The organism is Pseudomonas frederiksbergensis (genome assembly GCF_035751725.1).
Lineage (GTDB): Bacteria > Pseudomonadota > Gammaproteobacteria > Pseudomonadales > Pseudomonadaceae > Aquipseudomonas > Aquipseudomonas frederiksbergensis_A.
The window spans coordinates 449,161-463,525 of the sequence record NZ_CP142104.1 but is presented as its reverse complement, the minus strand read 5'-3'; the positions used below and the strand labels follow the sequence as shown (position 1 = coordinate 463,525).

Genomic DNA, 14,365 nt, shown 5'->3' with positions numbered 1-14,365 from the left:
TGGTCCCACGAGGATCGGGGAAAAATGAAAGACAGCGACCCAACCCACAGGGCTTGAAGCATGCCGCAACCGTACATCTTCCGTACCGTCGACCTGGATGGCCAGACCTTGCGCACCGCGGTACGCCCCGGCAAGCCCCATTTGACGCCGCTGCTGATCTTCAATGGCATCGGCGCCAACCTGGAGTTGGTCTTCCCGTTCATCGAGGCCCTGGACCCGGACCTGGAAGTGATCGCCTTCGATGTGCCCGGCGTCGGCGGTTCGTCGACACCGAGCCGACCGTATCGCTTTCCTGGCTTGGCCAAGCTCACCGCGCGGATGCTCGATTACCTGGACTATGGGCAGGTCAACGTGATCGGCGTGTCCTGGGGCGGCGCCCTGGCGCAGCAGTTCGCCCATGACTATCCCGAGCGCTGCAAGAAGCTGGTGCTCGCCGCGACGGCCGCCGGCGCGGTGATGGTCCCTGGCAAGCCGAAGGTGTTGTGGATGATGGCCAGCCCCCGGCGCTACGTGCAGCCATCCCATGTGATGCGCATCGCGCCGCTGATCTATGGCGGCTCCTTCCGCCGCGACCCTAGCCTGGCAGCCCGTCACGCGGCCAAGGTGCGTTCGGCTGGCAAGCTCGGTTATTACTGGCAACTCTTCGCGGGACTTGGCTGGACCAGCATCCATTGGCTGCACAAGATCCACCAGCCGACCCTGATTCTGGCCGGCGACGACGACCCGCTCATTCCCTTGATCAACATGCGCATGCTGGCCTGGCGCATCCCCAACTCGCAGTTGCACATCATCGATGACGGTCATCTGTTCCTGATCACCCGGGCCGAGGCCGTGGCACCGATCATCATGAAATTCCTGGAGGAAGAACGTCAGCGCGCGGTCATGCACCCGCATCCCGCGCCGCTGGGTGGCGGCTGACACCGCCAATTGCGCCTGGCAGGACGCCGGATCACGCAACTACCCGAAACAGCGACTATGTTGTCTGGTTCGGTGTGTTTGTTTTTAGCCTGATGACGAAGGAGTTGACTCATGCGCGACAAACCGGCGAAGGATTCCATGCCCGCCCCTGCCAGTTTCATCAATGCACAAAGCGCGGTCACCGGTCTGCGTGGCAGGGACCTGCTATCGACTTTGCGCAATGTCGCCGCCCATGGCTTGCGCAACCCGGTGCACAGCGCCCGGCATGCGTTGCGCCTGGGCAGTCAATTGGGGCGTGTGCTGCTGGGGGAAACGCTGCACCCCACCAACCCCAACGACAAGCGCTTCGCCGACCCCACGTGGCAGCTCAACCCGTTCTATCGCCGTAGCTTGCAGGCCTACCTGAGCTGGCAAAAACAGGTCAAGAGCTGGATCGATGAAAGCGACATGACCCCGGATGATCGCGCCCGCGCCCATTTCACTTTTTCCTTGCTCAACGACGCGGTGTCGCCCTCGAACACCTTGCTCAACCCGTTGGCAATCAAGGAACTGTTCAACTCCGGCGGCACCAGCCTGATCCGAGGCATCAGCCACTTGGTGGACGACCTGCTGCACAACGACGGACTGCCGCGACAAGTCACGCCCCAGGCCTTCGAAGTCGGCAAGACACTGGCAACCACGCCCGGTGCGGTGGTGTTTCGCAACGAGATGCTGGAACTGATCCAGTACAAGCCAATGAGCGAAAAACAGTACGCCACGCCGTTGCTGATCGTGCCGCCGCAGATCAACAAGTTCTACATCTTCGACCTCAGCCCTTCCAACAGCTTCGTCCAATATGCCCTGAAGAACGGCTTGCAGGTCTTCATCATCAGTTGGCGCAACCCCGACGTTCGCCATCGTGAATGGGGCCTGTCCAGCTATGTCGAGGCAACGGAAGAAGCCATGAACGTGTGCCGGGCAATCACTGGCGCGCGCGAAGTCAACCTGATGGGCGCCTGCGCCGGCGGCATGACCATCGCCGCCCTGCAAGGCCACCTGCAGGCCAAGCGCCAACTGCGCCGCGTCGCCAGCGCAACGTATATGGTGAGCCTGCTGGACAGCGAGATCGAAAGCCCGGCCACGCTACTGATCGACGAACAGACCCTCGAGGCTGCCAAGCGGCGCTCCTACCAGAGAGGCATCCTCGACGGCCGCGACATGGCGCGCGTATTCGCCTGGATGCGTCCCAACGACCTGATCTGGACCTACTTCGTCAACAACTACCTGCTGGGCAAGGAGCCACCGGCGTTCGACATCCTCTACTGGAATAACGACTGCACCCGGCTTCCGGCCGCCTACCACGGCGACCTGCTGGACTTTTTCAAGCACAACCCGCTGACCCGCCCAGGCGCGCTGGAAGTGTGCGGCACGCCAATCGACTTGCAAAAAGTCACGGTGGACAGCTTCAGCGTGGCCGGCATCAACGACCACATCACGCCCTGGGACGCGGTCTATCGATCGACCTTGCTGCTGGGCGGTGATCGACGCTTCGTCTTGTCCAACAGCGGCCATGTCCAGAGCATTCTCAATCCCCCCGGCAACCCCAAGGCCAACTACATCGAGAACCCGAAACTGAGCAGCGACCCCAGGGCCTGGTACTACGACGCCAAGCACGTCGAGGGCAGCTGGTGGACCCAATGGCTGGGCTGGATCCAGGAACGCTCCGGTGCCCAGCGCGAAACGGTCATGGCGCTGGGCAACAGCAAATACCCGCCCCTGGAAGCCGCGCCTGGGAACTATGTTCGAGTGCGCTGAACGCCTCACCACGGTCGTATGTGGGCCGTGGCACGACTCCACCATTAAGAAGACCGGATGAAGACCCGCGACCGTATCCTTGAATGTGCCCTGCAGTTGTTCAACGAAAAGGGCGAGCCGAACGTTTCCACCATGGAAGTTGCCAACGAAATGGGCATCAGCCCCGGCAACCTCTACTACCACTTCCATGGCAAGGAACCGTTGATACTCGGATTGTTCGAGCGATTCCAGGCCGAGCTGGCGCCACTGCTGGACCCACCCGCCGATGCGCAGCTGGCGCCGGAGGACTACTGGCTGTTCCTGCACCTGATCGTCGAACGCCTGGCCCAGTACCGATTCCTCTTCCAGGACCTGTCGAACCTGGCCGGGCGCCTGCCGAAGCTGGCCAAGGGTATTCGCCAATTGCTCAACGCGCTGAAACGCACCCTGGCCTCGTTGCTGGCGCAACTCAAGGCCCAGGGGCTGCTGGTCAGCGACACCCAGGCGCTGGGGCAGTTGGTGGAACAGATCACCATGACCCTATTGTTCTCGCTGGACTACCAGCGAATCCTGGATCGCGAAGGCGAAGTTCGCCTGGTGGTCTATCAGATCATGATGCTGGTGGCGCCACACCTGCCACCGGCGATCAAGGTTGCGACCGAGCGAATGGCGTTGCGGTATCTGGAAGAGCACGACTAACGAACGGCAGTGCTCCCACCGCTCGGAATCTATCGCACAAATAAAATCGCCCGACCTATGCAGGCCGGGCGTTTCTGTCAGCGCTGGAGATCAGGACTGAGTAGGAGGCGTCGATGGAATCGGCGCGGTTGCTGGGGTGGCAACCGGAGCCGGAGCCGCGGCGGAGTTAGTCGTGCTCGCCGAGGTTGCCGGCTTGGCGACTGCGGCTGGCGCCTTCGGTGCGGCTGCTTTGGGTGCGGCCGGTTTTTTCACGGCAGGCTTCTTCGCCGCAGCGGGTTTTGCTGCGGCTTTTGCAGCAGGTTTTGCCGCTGGCTTGGCTGCGGGTTTCGCGGTGGCCGGTTTGGCTGCCGCGGTTTTGGCCGCAGGTTTAGCGGCAGGTTTGGCTGCTGCTTTTGCCGCTACCGGTTTGGCGGCTGCCTTCGCAGCGGGTTTCGCCGCTGCGGTTTTGGCGGCAGGCTTGGCCACTGCTTTTGCCGCTGGTTTGGCCGCAGCCTTGACCAGTGGCTTGGCTGCCGTCTTCGGCGCAGGCTTGGCCGCCGCCGTCTTGGTTGTGGCTGCCTTGGTTGTGGCTGCTTTGGTCGCGACCGGCGTAACCTTGGCCCCGGTGAGTTTCTCGATCTGCTTGGTCAGGGTGTCGACCTTGTTGTGCAGTTCCTTGACTTCATTGCGACTAGGCACGCCCAGACGGGAAATCGCACTGTTGAGGCGCTTGTCGAAAGCCCCTTCCAGCTCGTCCCATTTGCCCAGTGCGCGATCTTTCACACCGCCCATGCGCGACTTGGCGGACTCGGCGGAGTCCTTGGCTGCGTCGACTTGTTTGCCGACCGCCGTCTTGGTGAGCTTCTCGGCTTTCTCGCCGTCCTTAACCAGGGACTCGAAGAGTTTGCTGCCGTCAGTGTCGATCTTCGAGTACACGCCTAAACCAGCCAGCCAGATTTTGCGGGAGTACTTTTCAATCTTCCCGGCCCACGAGCTGCCTTCTTTTTCGGTGATTTTTTTGCCAGCCATCCCGTTCTCCTTAATGTTTACGCGCGACACGTTCGAGCAATGCCGTCAGCTCATCGAGCTTAGCAGAGAGTGTCTCAACGTCATGTTTAGACGGAATGCCGATACGATTCAAGGCGCTTGCAACACGCGCGTCGAATACCTTCTCGACTTTATCGAGTTGAACTTCGACCCTGGCCTTGAAGGTATTGACGTCGGTCTTGGCTTCGATCAGTTCGCTATTGGCCGCTTCAAGTTTTCCGGCGATCTTCTTTTTGCCTTTTGTTTCAATAACTTCGCCGGCCTTTACGAGTTCCTGGAAGTACTCGCTGCCCTCCTGGCCAACCTTGGTGTAGGCGCCCAGGCCCGCCAGCCAGATCTTGCGCGCGTACGTTTTCACGTCGCTCAGCGTGGAAGATTCAACGTCGGTTTTTTTCTTCAGGATAACTTTGGCCATGGTGCACCTCACTCGAAAAAAGGTTTGAGGAACTGCCCGCACACGGACGGGCTCAGGCACAAAGTAGTGAGAATAATTAGAAAGGGCACCCTAACAACTGACACAAAACCCGAGGGAGATGATCTCGCTCCCACAGGGAATTGTTGCTCAACTTGAGTGCTGCACCCTTTCAATCAATCAAGCCAACGCCTTATCCAGCGCCTTCTCGATTTCAGTCTTGATCGTGCCGCTCATGGCCGACATCAACATGCCCAGTTCCACGTCGACGCGAATCGAATCCTCGCCCACGTGCACCTCGCCCTTGACCCCGGAGCGCTTGAGCTTGAGCGTGTCGCCTTCCCAGGTAGGCTCCAGGCCATAACTGCTGGACAACTTTGCGGCCAACTTGTCAGCCTTTTCGCGGGCTGCTTCCTTGCCCAAGCCATGGGCACGTTCAACAGTAATACGGGCCATCTGATAACTCCTGCTAGATCGAGACTTGCCTGAACGTTCGGACCCTGCCTGCGTCAAAACGTCCGGGCGATCGCTCATCTTACCTGCAGCCTTGCCAAGACAAAGCCCTCCACCGGGATTAGAATGTCCCGCATTCTTTTTTGGTGACAGCGATATGACTGATCAGCGCAAAGGCAGCGATGCCGAACCCACCACTCACTTCGGCTTCAAGAACGTGCCGGAAAGCCAGAAGGCGGAAAAAGTCGCTGAGGTTTTCCACTCGGTGGCCGCCAAGTACGACTTGATGAACGACTTGCTATCGGGCGGCATGCATCGCCTCTGGAAGCGTTTCGCGATCGAGCTGTCAGGCGTGCGTAGCGGCAATCGTGTACTGGACATTGCTGGCGGCACGGGCGACCTGACCAAGAAGTTCTCCCACATTGTCGGCCCGACCGGCCACGTGGTGCTCGCCGACATCAACGAATCGATGCTCAAGGTCGGCCGTGACCGCCTCTTGGACCTGGGCGTGGCGGGCAACGTCGAGTTCGTCCAGGCCGATGCCGAAAAGCTTCCGTTCCCCGATAACCACTTCGACTGCGTGACCATCGCCTTCGGCCTGCGCAACGTCACCCACAAGGAAGACGCCCTGCGCTCGATGCTGCGCGTACTCAAGCCCGGTGGCCGGCTGCTCGTGCTGGAATTCTCCAAGCCGACCAACGCGCTGATGTCCAAGGCCTATGACGCCTATTCGTTCGCGTTCATGCCGCTGATGGGCAAGCTGATCACCAACGATGCGGAAAGTTATCGCTACCTGGCCGAATCGATCCGCATGCATCCGGACCAGGAGACACTGAAGTCGATGATGGTCGAGGCCGGTTTCGACCGGGTGACCTACCACAACATGACGTCAGGCATCGTCGCCCTGCACCGCGGTATCAAGCCCTGATGCTGCTCACCGGCCTGCTCGCCAGCGTCGAACTCGGTATCAACCGGGTCTTGCGCCTGGACAGTACGGCGCCGATGCGCCTGGCGCACTTGAGTGGCAAGGTGATCGCCGTCGACTGCCGCAGCCCCGCGTTGCAGCTCTTCATCCTGCCCAGCGATGAAGGCCTGATGCTCGCCGCACACTGGGAAGCCGAAGCCGATTGCACGCTGCGTGCCCCGGCGTCGAGCCTGCTGGAACTGGCGCTGAGCAAGAACAAGACCGCCGTGCTGCACGGACCGGACGTCGAGCTTGACGGCGACAGCGGCGTGCTGCTGGAACTGGCGGCGATCCTCCAGGACCTGGAGCTGGACTGGGAATACGAAGTGTCCCGCTGGATCGGTCCGGTGGCGACGCAATTGCTCAGCGGTCACCTGCGCAGCCGCAGCCGCTGGTATCGCCAGGGCTTCGCGAGCCTGGGGCAGAATCTGAGTGAATACCTGGCCGAAGAATCGCGTACCCTCGTGGGCCAACGCGAGGCACAGGCCCGTTTTGATGAACTGGACCAGGTCAAGCTTGACCTGGAACGTCTCGAGGCGCGTTTCGAGCGCCTTTCCCGATCCCTTGAAACCAAGCGATAACGCATGAAGCTGCTTGCCGTCCGCCGTCTGTTGCGCATCCAGCGCGTCGTGATCCGCTACCGCCTCGATGACCTGCTGTTCGCCTTGCCGCTGCCCTGGTTTCTCCTGGCGCTGCGCTTCGTGTTGCCGTGGCGCTGGTTTCCCCGGCGAACCCTGGACCTGAGTCGCGGCGCACGCCTGCGCCTGGCCTTGCAGGACCTCGGGCCGATCTTCATCAAGTTCGGGCAGATCCTCTCGACCCGTCGCGACTTGTTGCCCGAAGACATCGCCGATCAATTGATGTTGCTGCAAGACCGCGTGCCGCCCTTCGACTCGAAAGTGTCGGTGGCATTGATCGAAGAGCAACTGGGCAAGAAGATCAGCGAAGTCTTCAGCCGTTTCGATGTCGAGCCCCTGGCTTCGGCGTCAGTCGCCCAAGTCCACGCGGCCCAGCTCAAGACGGGCGAAGAAGTGGTGGTCAAGGTGATTCGCCCCGGCCTCAAGCCGATCATCGCCCAGGACCTGGCCTGGCTGTTCATCCTTGCCCGCGCCGCCGAGCGGGTGTCCGCCGACGCGCGCCTGCTGCACCCGGTGGACGTGGTCCAGGACTACGAGAAAACCATCTTCGATGAACTCGACCTGCTGCGCGAGGCAGCCAACGCCAGCCAGCTGCGCCGCAACTTCGAAGGTTCGCCACTGCTCTATGTGCCACAAGTCTATTGGGACTGGTGCCGGCCGAAAGTCCTGGTGATGGAGCGCATCTATGGCATCCAGGTCACCGACCTGGCCACCCTCGCCGACCAGCGTACCGACATGAAACTGCTGGCCGAGCGCGGCGTGGAGATCTTTTTCACCCAGGTGTTTCGCGACAGTTTCTTCCACGCCGACATGCACCCGGGCAACATTTTCGTCAGCACGGTGCAGCCGTGGAGCCCGCAATACATTGCCATCGATTGCGGCATCGTCGGCAGCCTCACTCCCGAGGACCAGGACTACCTGGCGCGCAACCTGTTCGCTTTCTTCAAGCGTGATTACCGTCGCGTCGCCCAACTGCACATTGATTCGGGTTGGGTGCCGGCCGAAACCAAGCTCAACGAATTCGAAGCAGCGATCCGCACCGTGTGCGAACCGATCTTCGAAAAACCGTTAAAGGATATTTCCTTCGGCCAGGTGCTGATGCGCCTGTTCCAGACCGCGCGCCGCTTCAACATGGAGGTCCAGCCGCAGCTGGTGCTGCTGCAAAAGACCTTGTTGAACATCGAAGGCCTCGGCCGCCAGCTGTACCCGGACCTGGATTTGTGGAACACCGCCCAGCCCTTCCTCGAACGCTGGATGCGCGAGCGGATGAGCCCGAAAGCCTTGCTGGGCAACGTCCAGAGCCAGTTCGAACAAATCCCGCACCTGGCCAACATGACCCGCGATCTGCTCGAACGCATGTCCCAACCCCACGCCAACGACCCTGCCCCGCCGTGGAAACGTCGTCGGGACGACTGGTTCCTGCGCCTGCTCGGCGCGGCCCACCTGGGCGGCGGCGCGGTGCTGGCCGCCGGTGGGCCGTTGAGCCAACTGGGCCATTGGCCCGCCGGTGTCATGGTGGTCGTTGGTTTGTATCTGGTCGTTCGCCGATAGCCAGCACCGGTTCTCACTGGCACACTGTTTCAACGCTGGGCCCGCCGATTCGAAGCGCGCGGCCCATGGTCGGAGTCGAAGATGAAAAACTGGCAGGACGAGATCAAATGGGACGCCGACGGCCTGGTGCCGGCCATCGCCCAGGATCACAAGACCGGGCGCGTGCTGATGATGGCCTGGATGAACCGCGAAGCGTTGGCCCTGACCGCCGCCGAGAATCGCGCCATCTATTGGTCACGTTCCCGTGGCAAGCTGTGGCGCAAAGGTGAAGAGTCCGGGCATGTGCAGCACCTGCATGAGATGCGCCTGGACTGCGACGGCGACGTCATCATCCTGATGGTCGAGCAGGTCGGCGAGATTGCCTGCCACACCGGCCGTCAAAGCTGCTTTTATCGTGTCTTCGAGAACGGCGACTGGAAAACCGTCGACCCGGTGCTCAAGGACCCGCATGCCATTTATTCAGGACATACCCATGAGTGACACCCTGACCCGCCTGGCCCAGGTGCTGGAAGAGCGCAAGGGCGCCGCGGCCGACAGTTCCTATGTCGCCAGCCTGTACCACAAGGGCTTGAACAAGATTCTGGAGAAAGTCGGCGAAGAGTCGGTCGAGACCATCATCGCCGCCAAGGACGCCGCCATCAGCGGCGACTGCAGCGACGTGATCTACGAGACCGCCGACCTGTGGTTTCACAGCCTGGTGATGCTGGCCCAACTGGGACAGCATCCGCAGGCCGTACTGGATGAACTGGACCGTCGCTTCGGTCTGTCCGGGCACGTTGAGAAAGCCTCGCGCCCGTCCGCCTGATCAACTTCTTAGAGGAATAGCCACATGGGTATCTTTGACTGGAAACACTGGGTCGTCATTCTGGTGGTCGTGGTGCTGGTGTTCGGTACCAAGAAACTGAAGAACCTCGGCACCGATGTCGGTGAGTCGATCAAGGGCTTCCGCAAGGCCATGAACGATGATGAGAAACCGGCCGAACCGACGACCAACCAGGCTCAACCCGTGCAGCCGGCCCAACCGGTACATCCGCAGGCCACACAGCCTGTGAACGCGCCGAATACCATCGACGTGCAGGCCCAGAAAGTCGAAGAGCCAACCCGCAAAGACTCGTGAGCACTGACTAATGTTTGGGATCAGCTTCACTGAACTGCTGCTCGTCGGCCTCGTCGCCCTGCTGGTGCTGGGCCCTGAGCGCCTGCCGGGCGCTGCGCGTACCGCCGGCCTGTGGATCGGCCGCCTGAAGCGCAGCTTCAATGCGATCAAACAGGAAGTTGAACGTGAAATCGGCGCCGACGACATCCGTCGGCAGCTGCACAACGAACACATCCTGTCGCTGGAACAGGAAGCTCGGAAAATCTTCACACCGACCCAGCATGAGCCGACGCCGGTGCAGCCAGTGGCCGAGCCGACGATCGCACCCCAGGCACCGGCCGTCGAAGCTGCGCCAACAGTGGCTGAACCGGCGAAACCGGTCGATCCGGCGCCTGCGACGACACCAACTCCCAACGATCCCACTTTGCCGCCGCGAGCCCCATGAGCGATATCCCTGAAAACGACCAGCCGATGCCGCTGGTATCGCACCTCACCGAGTTGCGCACCCGTCTGCTGCGTTGCGTCGCGGCGGTTTTCATTATCTTCGCCGGGCTGTTCTCGTTCACCCAGCAGATCTACACCTTCGTCTCCACGCCGCTGCGCGAGTACCTGCCGGTGGGCGCGACGATGATCGCCACCGACGTGTCGTCGCCGTTCCTGACGCCACTGAAACTGACGATGATGGTCTCGCTGTTCCTGGCGATCCCGGTGATCCTGCACCAGATCTGGGGCTTCATTGCACCGGGCCTGTACAAGCACGAAAAACGCATCGCCGTGCCGCTGCTGGTGTCGAGCATCATGCTGTTCTACACCGGCATGGCCTTCGCGTATTTCCTGGTATTTCCGCTGATCTTCAAATTCTTCGCCGCCGCCACTCCGGCGGGCGTGGAGATGATGACCGACATCACCAGCTATCTGGATTTCGTCATGACGCTGTTCTTCGCCTTCGGCGTGGCGTTCGAAATCCCGGTGGCGGTGGTGTTGCTCGTGTGGATCGGCGTGGTCGACGTCGCCTATCTGAAGAAGATCCGCCCGTACGTGATCATCGGTTGCTTCGTGGTCGGCATGATCCTGACCCCGCCGGACATTTTCTCCCAGACGTTGCTGGCCGTGCCGATGTGGCTGCTGTTCGAAGTCGGCATCCTGTTCGGTGGCCTGGTGCGCAAGCGCCGGGAAGAAGAGCCCGCGGACCAGCCGGTCGATGACCACAACGACCAGCCACCAGCGACCCAAGCGTGAACCTGCTGCTGCTCGAAGAGGCCGACTTCATCGGGCCTGACCGCGTCGTCCTGAGCGATCGCCGCTTGACCCATATGCAGGAAGTCCACCGCAGCGCCGTCGGCGACAGCCTGCGGGTCGGGCGCATCGGCGGGTTGATGGGCTCGGCCCAGGTGCTGCGCCTGGATCCTCGCGAGGCCGAACTGCAAGTGACCCTCGACCAGCCGCCACCGGCCAAGCTGCCGTTGACCCTGGTGCTCGCCCTGCCGCGTCCTAAAATGCTCAGGCGAGTGTTCCAGACCGTGGCGACCATGGGCGTGCCGCGCGTGGTGCTGGTCAATAGCTATCGCGTGGAAAAGAGCTTCTGGCAGACGCCGTTCCTGGAGCCCGAGGCGATTCGAGAGCAGTTGATCCTTGGCCTGGAGCAGGCCCGGGACAGCGTGCTGCCGGAAATCGTCATCGAAAAACGCTTCAAACCCTTCGTCGAAGACCGTCTGCCGGCTATCGTGGACGGCACCCTCGGGCTGGTCGGCCACCCGGGCAACCACCCGCCCTGCCCCCGGGCCCTGACGGAACCCGTAACCCTGGCAATCGGCCCCGAAGGCGGCTGGATCCCCTACGAGATCGACCTGCTGGCCAAGGCCGGCCTGCAACCGGTGCAGCTTGGCGAGCGGATCCTGCGGGTGGAAACCGCGGTTACGGCGCTGCTTGCACGGCTGTTCTGACCCCTCGCGACGAAATCTCCAGCAGTTCCTACAGATCCCACCAAAGCCGCCGATACAGTCCCTATAAAACCAAAATCAGCGCTCCAAGGGAGTATCAGCATGTTCCGGTGGCTTGCCCAAGGTCTGGGAAATGTAAGCGTTAACCGCAAACTCGGTGCAGGCTTCGGCCTGGTGCTGTTCCTTACCTTGATGATTGCGTTCACCGGTTGGTCCGGCCTGGGCAATGTCATCAGCCGGGGCGACAAGCTGGGGTTCATTGCCAGTCTCAACGACCTGAGCAAGGACTTGAACCTGGCAAGCATCGACTACAACACCACCCGGGGCGAGAAAGGGCCGCAACAGGTCAACGACCTGCTCGGCAAACTCGAAGCAGGGCTCAAGACCGCTCGCGAGCTGATTGAACAGCCAGCCGACGTTGCGTTGATCGACCAGCAACTGGCCGCCGTCGCCGAATACAAAAGCGCCTTCGCCCAGATGACCAGCGCCACCGTCAGCCGCGAAGATGCCCGCAGCAAGCTGGGCGCCAGTGCCGACAACACCGTGGCCCGCGTCGCCGAAGTGGAAAAAGCGCTGCTGCAAGGCGGCGACATCACCCAGTTCAACAACATAGTGACCCTGAGCAGGGCGATCCAGCAGGCACGCTATCAAGTTCGCGGCTACACCTACAGCGGCAAGAGCGAGGCCCAACAGCCGGCCATCGATGCAATCACCGATGTCTTGAAACTGCTGGCACGCTTGCCGGCGCAGTTGCCCGAGGAGCACGCCGACAAACTCCAGCAGGCCAGCGACTCGATGAACATCTATCGGGCGGCGGTCAGCCAGTTCCGCGACTCCCAACTCGATAACGGCGCCGCGTTGCAGCGCATGAGTGAGCAAGGCCAGGTATTGATCGATTCCAGCCAGAAACTCACCGTGTCCCAGACCGCCGTGCGCGACCACGACACCGCCCAGGCCAAGACCGTCCTGATCGCAGCCGCCGCCCTGGCACTGCTGTTTGGCGTTTTTGCCGCGCTGCTGATTACCCGGCAGATCGTCGGCCCGCTGGATGAAACTCTGAAAGTGGCAGAACGCGTCGCCGCCGGCGACCTGACCCACAATCTCACCTCCGAACGCCGCGACGAACTCGGCCAACTGCAACGCGCCATGCAACGCATGACGGTGGGCTTGCGGCAGTTGATCGGTGGTATCGGTGAAGGTGTCACCCAGATCGCCAGTGCCGCCGAACAACTCTCAGCCGTGACCGAGCAGACCAGCGCCGGGGTCAACAGCCAAAAAGTGGAAACCGATCAGGTCGCCACGGCCATGCACGAAATGACCGCTACGGTGCAGGAAGTGGCACGCAACGCCGAGGAAGCTTCCGAGGCCGCCGTCGCCGCAGACCAACAGGCCCGCGAAGGCGACAAGGTCGTCGGCGAAGCCATCGCCCAGATCGAGCGCCTGGCGCTGGAAGTGGGCAACTCTACCGCCGCCATGGGCGATCTGAAGCGTGAAAGCGACAAGATCGGCAGCGTCCTGGACGTGATCAAGTCCGTGGCCCAGCAAACCAACCTGCTGGCCCTCAACGCCGCCATCGAAGCAGCCCGTGCCGGTGAAGCCGGACGTGGTTTCGCGGTGGTGGCCGATGAAGTCCGCAGCCTGGCCCAACGCACCCAGAAGTCCACCGAGGAGATCGAAGAACTGATCGTTGGCCTGCAAAACGGTACTGAACAGGTTGCGACGATCATGGACAACAGCCGCAGCCTGACCGACAGCAGCGTTGAACTGACCCGCCGTGCGGGAGGCTCGCTGGAGAACATCACGCGCACGGTCTCAGCGATCCAGTCGATGAACCAGCAGATCGCCGCGGCGGCCGAGCAGCAGAGTGCGGTGGCCGAGGAGATCAATCGCAGTGTGCTGAACGTGCGTGATGTGTCGGAGCAGACGGCGTCGTCCAGTGAAGAGACTGCGGCTTCCAGCGCGGAGTTGGCGCGGTTGGGGGTTCATTTGCAGACGTTGGTGGGGCGGTTCAGGGTCTAGCAGGCCTACGCAAAACCGTGGCGAGGGAGCTTGCTCCCGCTGGGTGGCGCAGCCGCCCTTGTGTGTATATCCGTTATTTAGGTCACGGCGACTTAGCCGTTACCTAAATAACGGATATACACACAAAAATCCCCCGCTCCCACAGTCCGTCATCCCAAGGCTACGGAGCCTTGCGCCATTGCCTACAACTACGCCAGAATCCGCCGGCTTGTGTGCCTTGGCCCGAGACTCTAACGTTTGCAGGTCGCTGTCAGTTCAGCGATCGGGTTTAGCAGCTCGGCACAATATCAAGGCACGCAGGTCCGCTTTATGGCGGCTGTGCGTGGGGCACTTCGGTGCGCCGGGTTCCTTGATTCCTGGTCTGCTAACCCGCGTACCGCCGCCACCCTTTTCGTTTAGCAGCGATGCCTGGCGGCTCCATTAATCAAGGAGCGTCAACCATGCACAAAGCCACCCCCAACCCTCCAGAACCAGAAACCGATCCCAAGAAACTCCAGGAAGCCACCGATCGCGCGCTCGACTACTACCTGAACCCCAAACAGGCCAAATCCGAGAACAAACCGTCGCCAGGCCAGCTCTTCGCCCTCGTAGAAGGCATCGACACCGAAAGCCTGCTGGCCAACCTCAGCGAAAACCTGGCCTCAGCCGATGCCATGGTCAGCGACCTTGCGTTTGACCTGAAAGGCTCTCGGCGCCACGTTGCCTTCGGCATTCAGCAACTGATCGAACTGAGTAGGTTATTGGCAAACCGGATGTTGGATAGCATCAACCCGCAGCACTGACCGCACAACAACATCGGGAGCAAGCTCCCTCGCCACAACGGCGATCCGCAGATAGAAAATACGCCCAACAAAAAGCCCCGCTTCCTTCCAGAAG

Annotated in this window: 16 protein-coding genes and 1 pseudogene; 14 read left to right on the top strand and 3 right to left on the bottom strand. The window is 61.4% G+C overall.

The window, feature by feature from the left end; translation table 11 throughout:
• Window positions 1-60: 60 nt before the first annotated feature.
• From phaZ to VQ575_RS02110, 3 genes are all read left to right on the top strand, one after another.
• Window positions 61-918: a poly(3-hydroxyalkanoate) depolymerase gene (gene phaZ / locus VQ575_RS02120; RefSeq protein ID WP_039592414.1), complete on the top strand. Its 858-nt coding sequence runs from the start codon at window positions 61-63 to the stop codon at window positions 916-918.
• A gap of 111 nt (window positions 919-1,029) precedes the next feature.
• Window positions 1,030-2,712: a class II poly(R)-hydroxyalkanoic acid synthase gene (gene phaC, locus VQ575_RS02115; RefSeq protein WP_325918989.1), complete on the top strand. Its 1,683-nt coding sequence runs from the start codon at window positions 1,030-1,032 to the stop codon at window positions 2,710-2,712.
• 57 nt (window positions 2,713-2,769) lie between these two features.
• Complete coding sequence (locus VQ575_RS02110) at window positions 2,770-3,390, top strand: TetR/AcrR family transcriptional regulator (protein ID WP_039592412.1); 621 nt, start codon at window positions 2,770-2,772, stop codon at window positions 3,388-3,390.
• A gap of 90 nt (window positions 3,391-3,480) precedes the next feature.
• Here VQ575_RS02110 and VQ575_RS02105 read toward each other — a convergent pair whose 3' ends face one another.
• The 3 genes from VQ575_RS02105 to VQ575_RS02095 all read right to left on the bottom strand — a co-directional run bounded on the left by VQ575_RS02105 (window position 3,481) and on the right by VQ575_RS02095 (window position 5,284).
• Window positions 3,481-4,398 carry a phasin family protein gene (locus VQ575_RS02105; protein ID WP_045154901.1) on the bottom strand — a complete coding sequence of 306 codons (918 nt, stop codon included), beginning with the start codon at window positions 4,396-4,398 and terminating at the stop codon, window positions 3,481-3,483.
• A gap of 10 nt (window positions 4,399-4,408) precedes the next feature.
• A complete protein-coding gene (locus VQ575_RS02100; RefSeq protein WP_039592410.1) occupies window positions 4,409-4,831 on the bottom strand; it encodes a phasin family protein in 423 nt (140 codons plus the stop codon).
• Between the two features lie 177 nt (window positions 4,832-5,008).
• Window positions 5,009-5,284, bottom strand: a complete 276-nt coding sequence (locus VQ575_RS02095; RefSeq protein WP_039592409.1) for a polyhydroxyalkanoic acid system family protein — start codon at window positions 5,282-5,284, stop codon at window positions 5,009-5,011.
• 154 nt (window positions 5,285-5,438) lie between these two features.
• On the opposite strand from VQ575_RS02095, the gene ubiE reads away from it, so the two are divergent.
• From ubiE to VQ575_RS02040, 11 genes and pseudogenes are all read left to right on the top strand, one after another.
• Entirely contained in the window at window positions 5,439-6,209 is a 771-nt protein-coding gene (gene ubiE / locus VQ575_RS02090; RefSeq protein ID WP_024779926.1) for a bifunctional demethylmenaquinone methyltransferase/2-methoxy-6-polyprenyl-1,4-benzoquinol methylase UbiE, read from the top strand.
• Window positions 6,209-6,833 (top strand): annotated as a pseudogene (locus VQ575_RS02085) (ubiquinone biosynthesis accessory factor UbiJ). Before ubiE ends, VQ575_RS02085 begins: the two are co-directional and overlap by 1 nt.
• Window positions 6,830-8,434: a ubiquinone biosynthesis regulatory protein kinase UbiB gene (ubiB, locus tag VQ575_RS02080; RefSeq protein ID WP_039592408.1), complete on the top strand. Its 1,605-nt coding sequence runs from the start codon at window positions 6,830-6,832 to the stop codon at window positions 8,432-8,434. Before VQ575_RS02085 ends, ubiB begins: the two are co-directional and overlap by 4 nt.
• 81 nt (window positions 8,435-8,515) lie before the next feature.
• Window positions 8,516-8,914: a phosphoribosyl-AMP cyclohydrolase gene (gene hisI, locus VQ575_RS02075; RefSeq protein ID WP_003196931.1), complete on the top strand. Its 399-nt coding sequence runs from the start codon at window positions 8,516-8,518 to the stop codon at window positions 8,912-8,914.
• Complete coding sequence (locus VQ575_RS02070) at window positions 8,907-9,239, top strand: phosphoribosyl-ATP diphosphatase (RefSeq protein WP_003186671.1); 333 nt, start codon at window positions 8,907-8,909, stop codon at window positions 9,237-9,239. Before hisI ends, VQ575_RS02070 begins: the two co-directional genes overlap by 8 nt.
• 24 nt (window positions 9,240-9,263) lie before the next feature.
• Window positions 9,264-9,551 carry a twin-arginine translocase TatA/TatE family subunit gene (locus VQ575_RS02065; protein ID WP_039592407.1) on the top strand — a complete coding sequence of 96 codons (288 nt, stop codon included), beginning with the start codon at window positions 9,264-9,266 and terminating at the stop codon, window positions 9,549-9,551.
• Between the two features lie 10 nt (window positions 9,552-9,561).
• Window positions 9,562-9,975 (top strand): Sec-independent protein translocase protein TatB, encoded by a 414-nt coding sequence (gene tatB, locus VQ575_RS02060; RefSeq protein ID WP_039592406.1) that lies wholly within the window; start codon window positions 9,562-9,564, stop codon window positions 9,973-9,975.
• Window positions 9,972-10,769, top strand: coding sequence for a twin-arginine translocase subunit TatC (tatC, locus tag VQ575_RS02055; protein WP_039592405.1), 798 nt, complete (start codon window positions 9,972-9,974; stop codon window positions 10,767-10,769). The genes tatB and tatC overlap by 4 nt, the downstream gene beginning before the upstream one ends.
• Window positions 10,766-11,473, top strand: a complete 708-nt coding sequence (locus VQ575_RS02050) for a 16S rRNA (uracil(1498)-N(3))-methyltransferase (protein ID WP_039592404.1) — start codon at window positions 10,766-10,768, stop codon at window positions 11,471-11,473. Before tatC ends, VQ575_RS02050 begins: the two co-directional genes overlap by 4 nt.
• Window positions 11,474-11,572: 99 nt before the next feature.
• Window positions 11,573-13,489, top strand: coding sequence for a methyl-accepting chemotaxis protein (locus VQ575_RS02045; RefSeq protein ID WP_198731608.1), 1,917 nt, complete (start codon window positions 11,573-11,575; stop codon window positions 13,487-13,489).
• Between the two features lie 440 nt (window positions 13,490-13,929).
• On the top strand, window positions 13,930-14,271 hold the full coding sequence (locus VQ575_RS02040) for a DUF6124 family protein (protein ID WP_325918987.1): 342 nt from the start codon (window positions 13,930-13,932) through the stop codon (window positions 14,269-14,271).
• Window positions 14,272-14,365: the final 94 nt, after the last annotated feature.

Bases quoted from the DNA above. Each gene is read 5' to 3' on its own strand.
- phaZ (WP_039592414.1), top strand. From the start codon at position 61: ATGCCGCAACCGTACATCTTCCGTACCGTCGACCTGGATGGCCAGACC.
- phaC (WP_325918989.1), top strand. From the start codon at position 1,030: ATGCGCGACAAACCGGCGAAGGATTCCATGCCCGCCCCTGCCAGTTTC.
- VQ575_RS02110 (WP_039592412.1), top strand. From the start codon at position 2,770: ATGAAGACCCGCGACCGTATCCTTGAATGTGCCCTGCAGTTGTTCAAC.
- VQ575_RS02105 (WP_045154901.1), bottom strand. From the start codon at position 4,398: ATGGCTGGCAAAAAAATCACCGAAAAAGAAGGCAGCTCGTGGGCCGGG.
- VQ575_RS02100 (WP_039592410.1), bottom strand. From the start codon at position 4,831: ATGGCCAAAGTTATCCTGAAGAAAAAAACCGACGTTGAATCTTCCACG.
- VQ575_RS02095 (WP_039592409.1), bottom strand. From the start codon at position 5,284: ATGGCCCGTATTACTGTTGAACGTGCCCATGGCTTGGGCAAGGAAGCA.
- ubiE (WP_024779926.1), top strand. From the start codon at position 5,439: ATGACTGATCAGCGCAAAGGCAGCGATGCCGAACCCACCACTCACTTC.
- ubiB (WP_039592408.1), top strand. From the start codon at position 6,830: ATGAAGCTGCTTGCCGTCCGCCGTCTGTTGCGCATCCAGCGCGTCGTG.
- hisI (WP_003196931.1), top strand. From the start codon at position 8,516: ATGAAAAACTGGCAGGACGAGATCAAATGGGACGCCGACGGCCTGGTG.
- VQ575_RS02070 (WP_003186671.1), top strand. From the start codon at position 8,907: ATGAGTGACACCCTGACCCGCCTGGCCCAGGTGCTGGAAGAGCGCAAG.
- VQ575_RS02065 (WP_039592407.1), top strand. From the start codon at position 9,264: ATGGGTATCTTTGACTGGAAACACTGGGTCGTCATTCTGGTGGTCGTG.
- tatB (WP_039592406.1), top strand. From the start codon at position 9,562: ATGTTTGGGATCAGCTTCACTGAACTGCTGCTCGTCGGCCTCGTCGCC.
- tatC (WP_039592405.1), top strand. From the start codon at position 9,972: ATGAGCGATATCCCTGAAAACGACCAGCCGATGCCGCTGGTATCGCAC.
- VQ575_RS02045 (WP_198731608.1), top strand. From the start codon at position 11,573: ATGTTCCGGTGGCTTGCCCAAGGTCTGGGAAATGTAAGCGTTAACCGC.
- VQ575_RS02040 (WP_325918987.1), top strand. From the start codon at position 13,930: ATGCACAAAGCCACCCCCAACCCTCCAGAACCAGAAACCGATCCCAAG.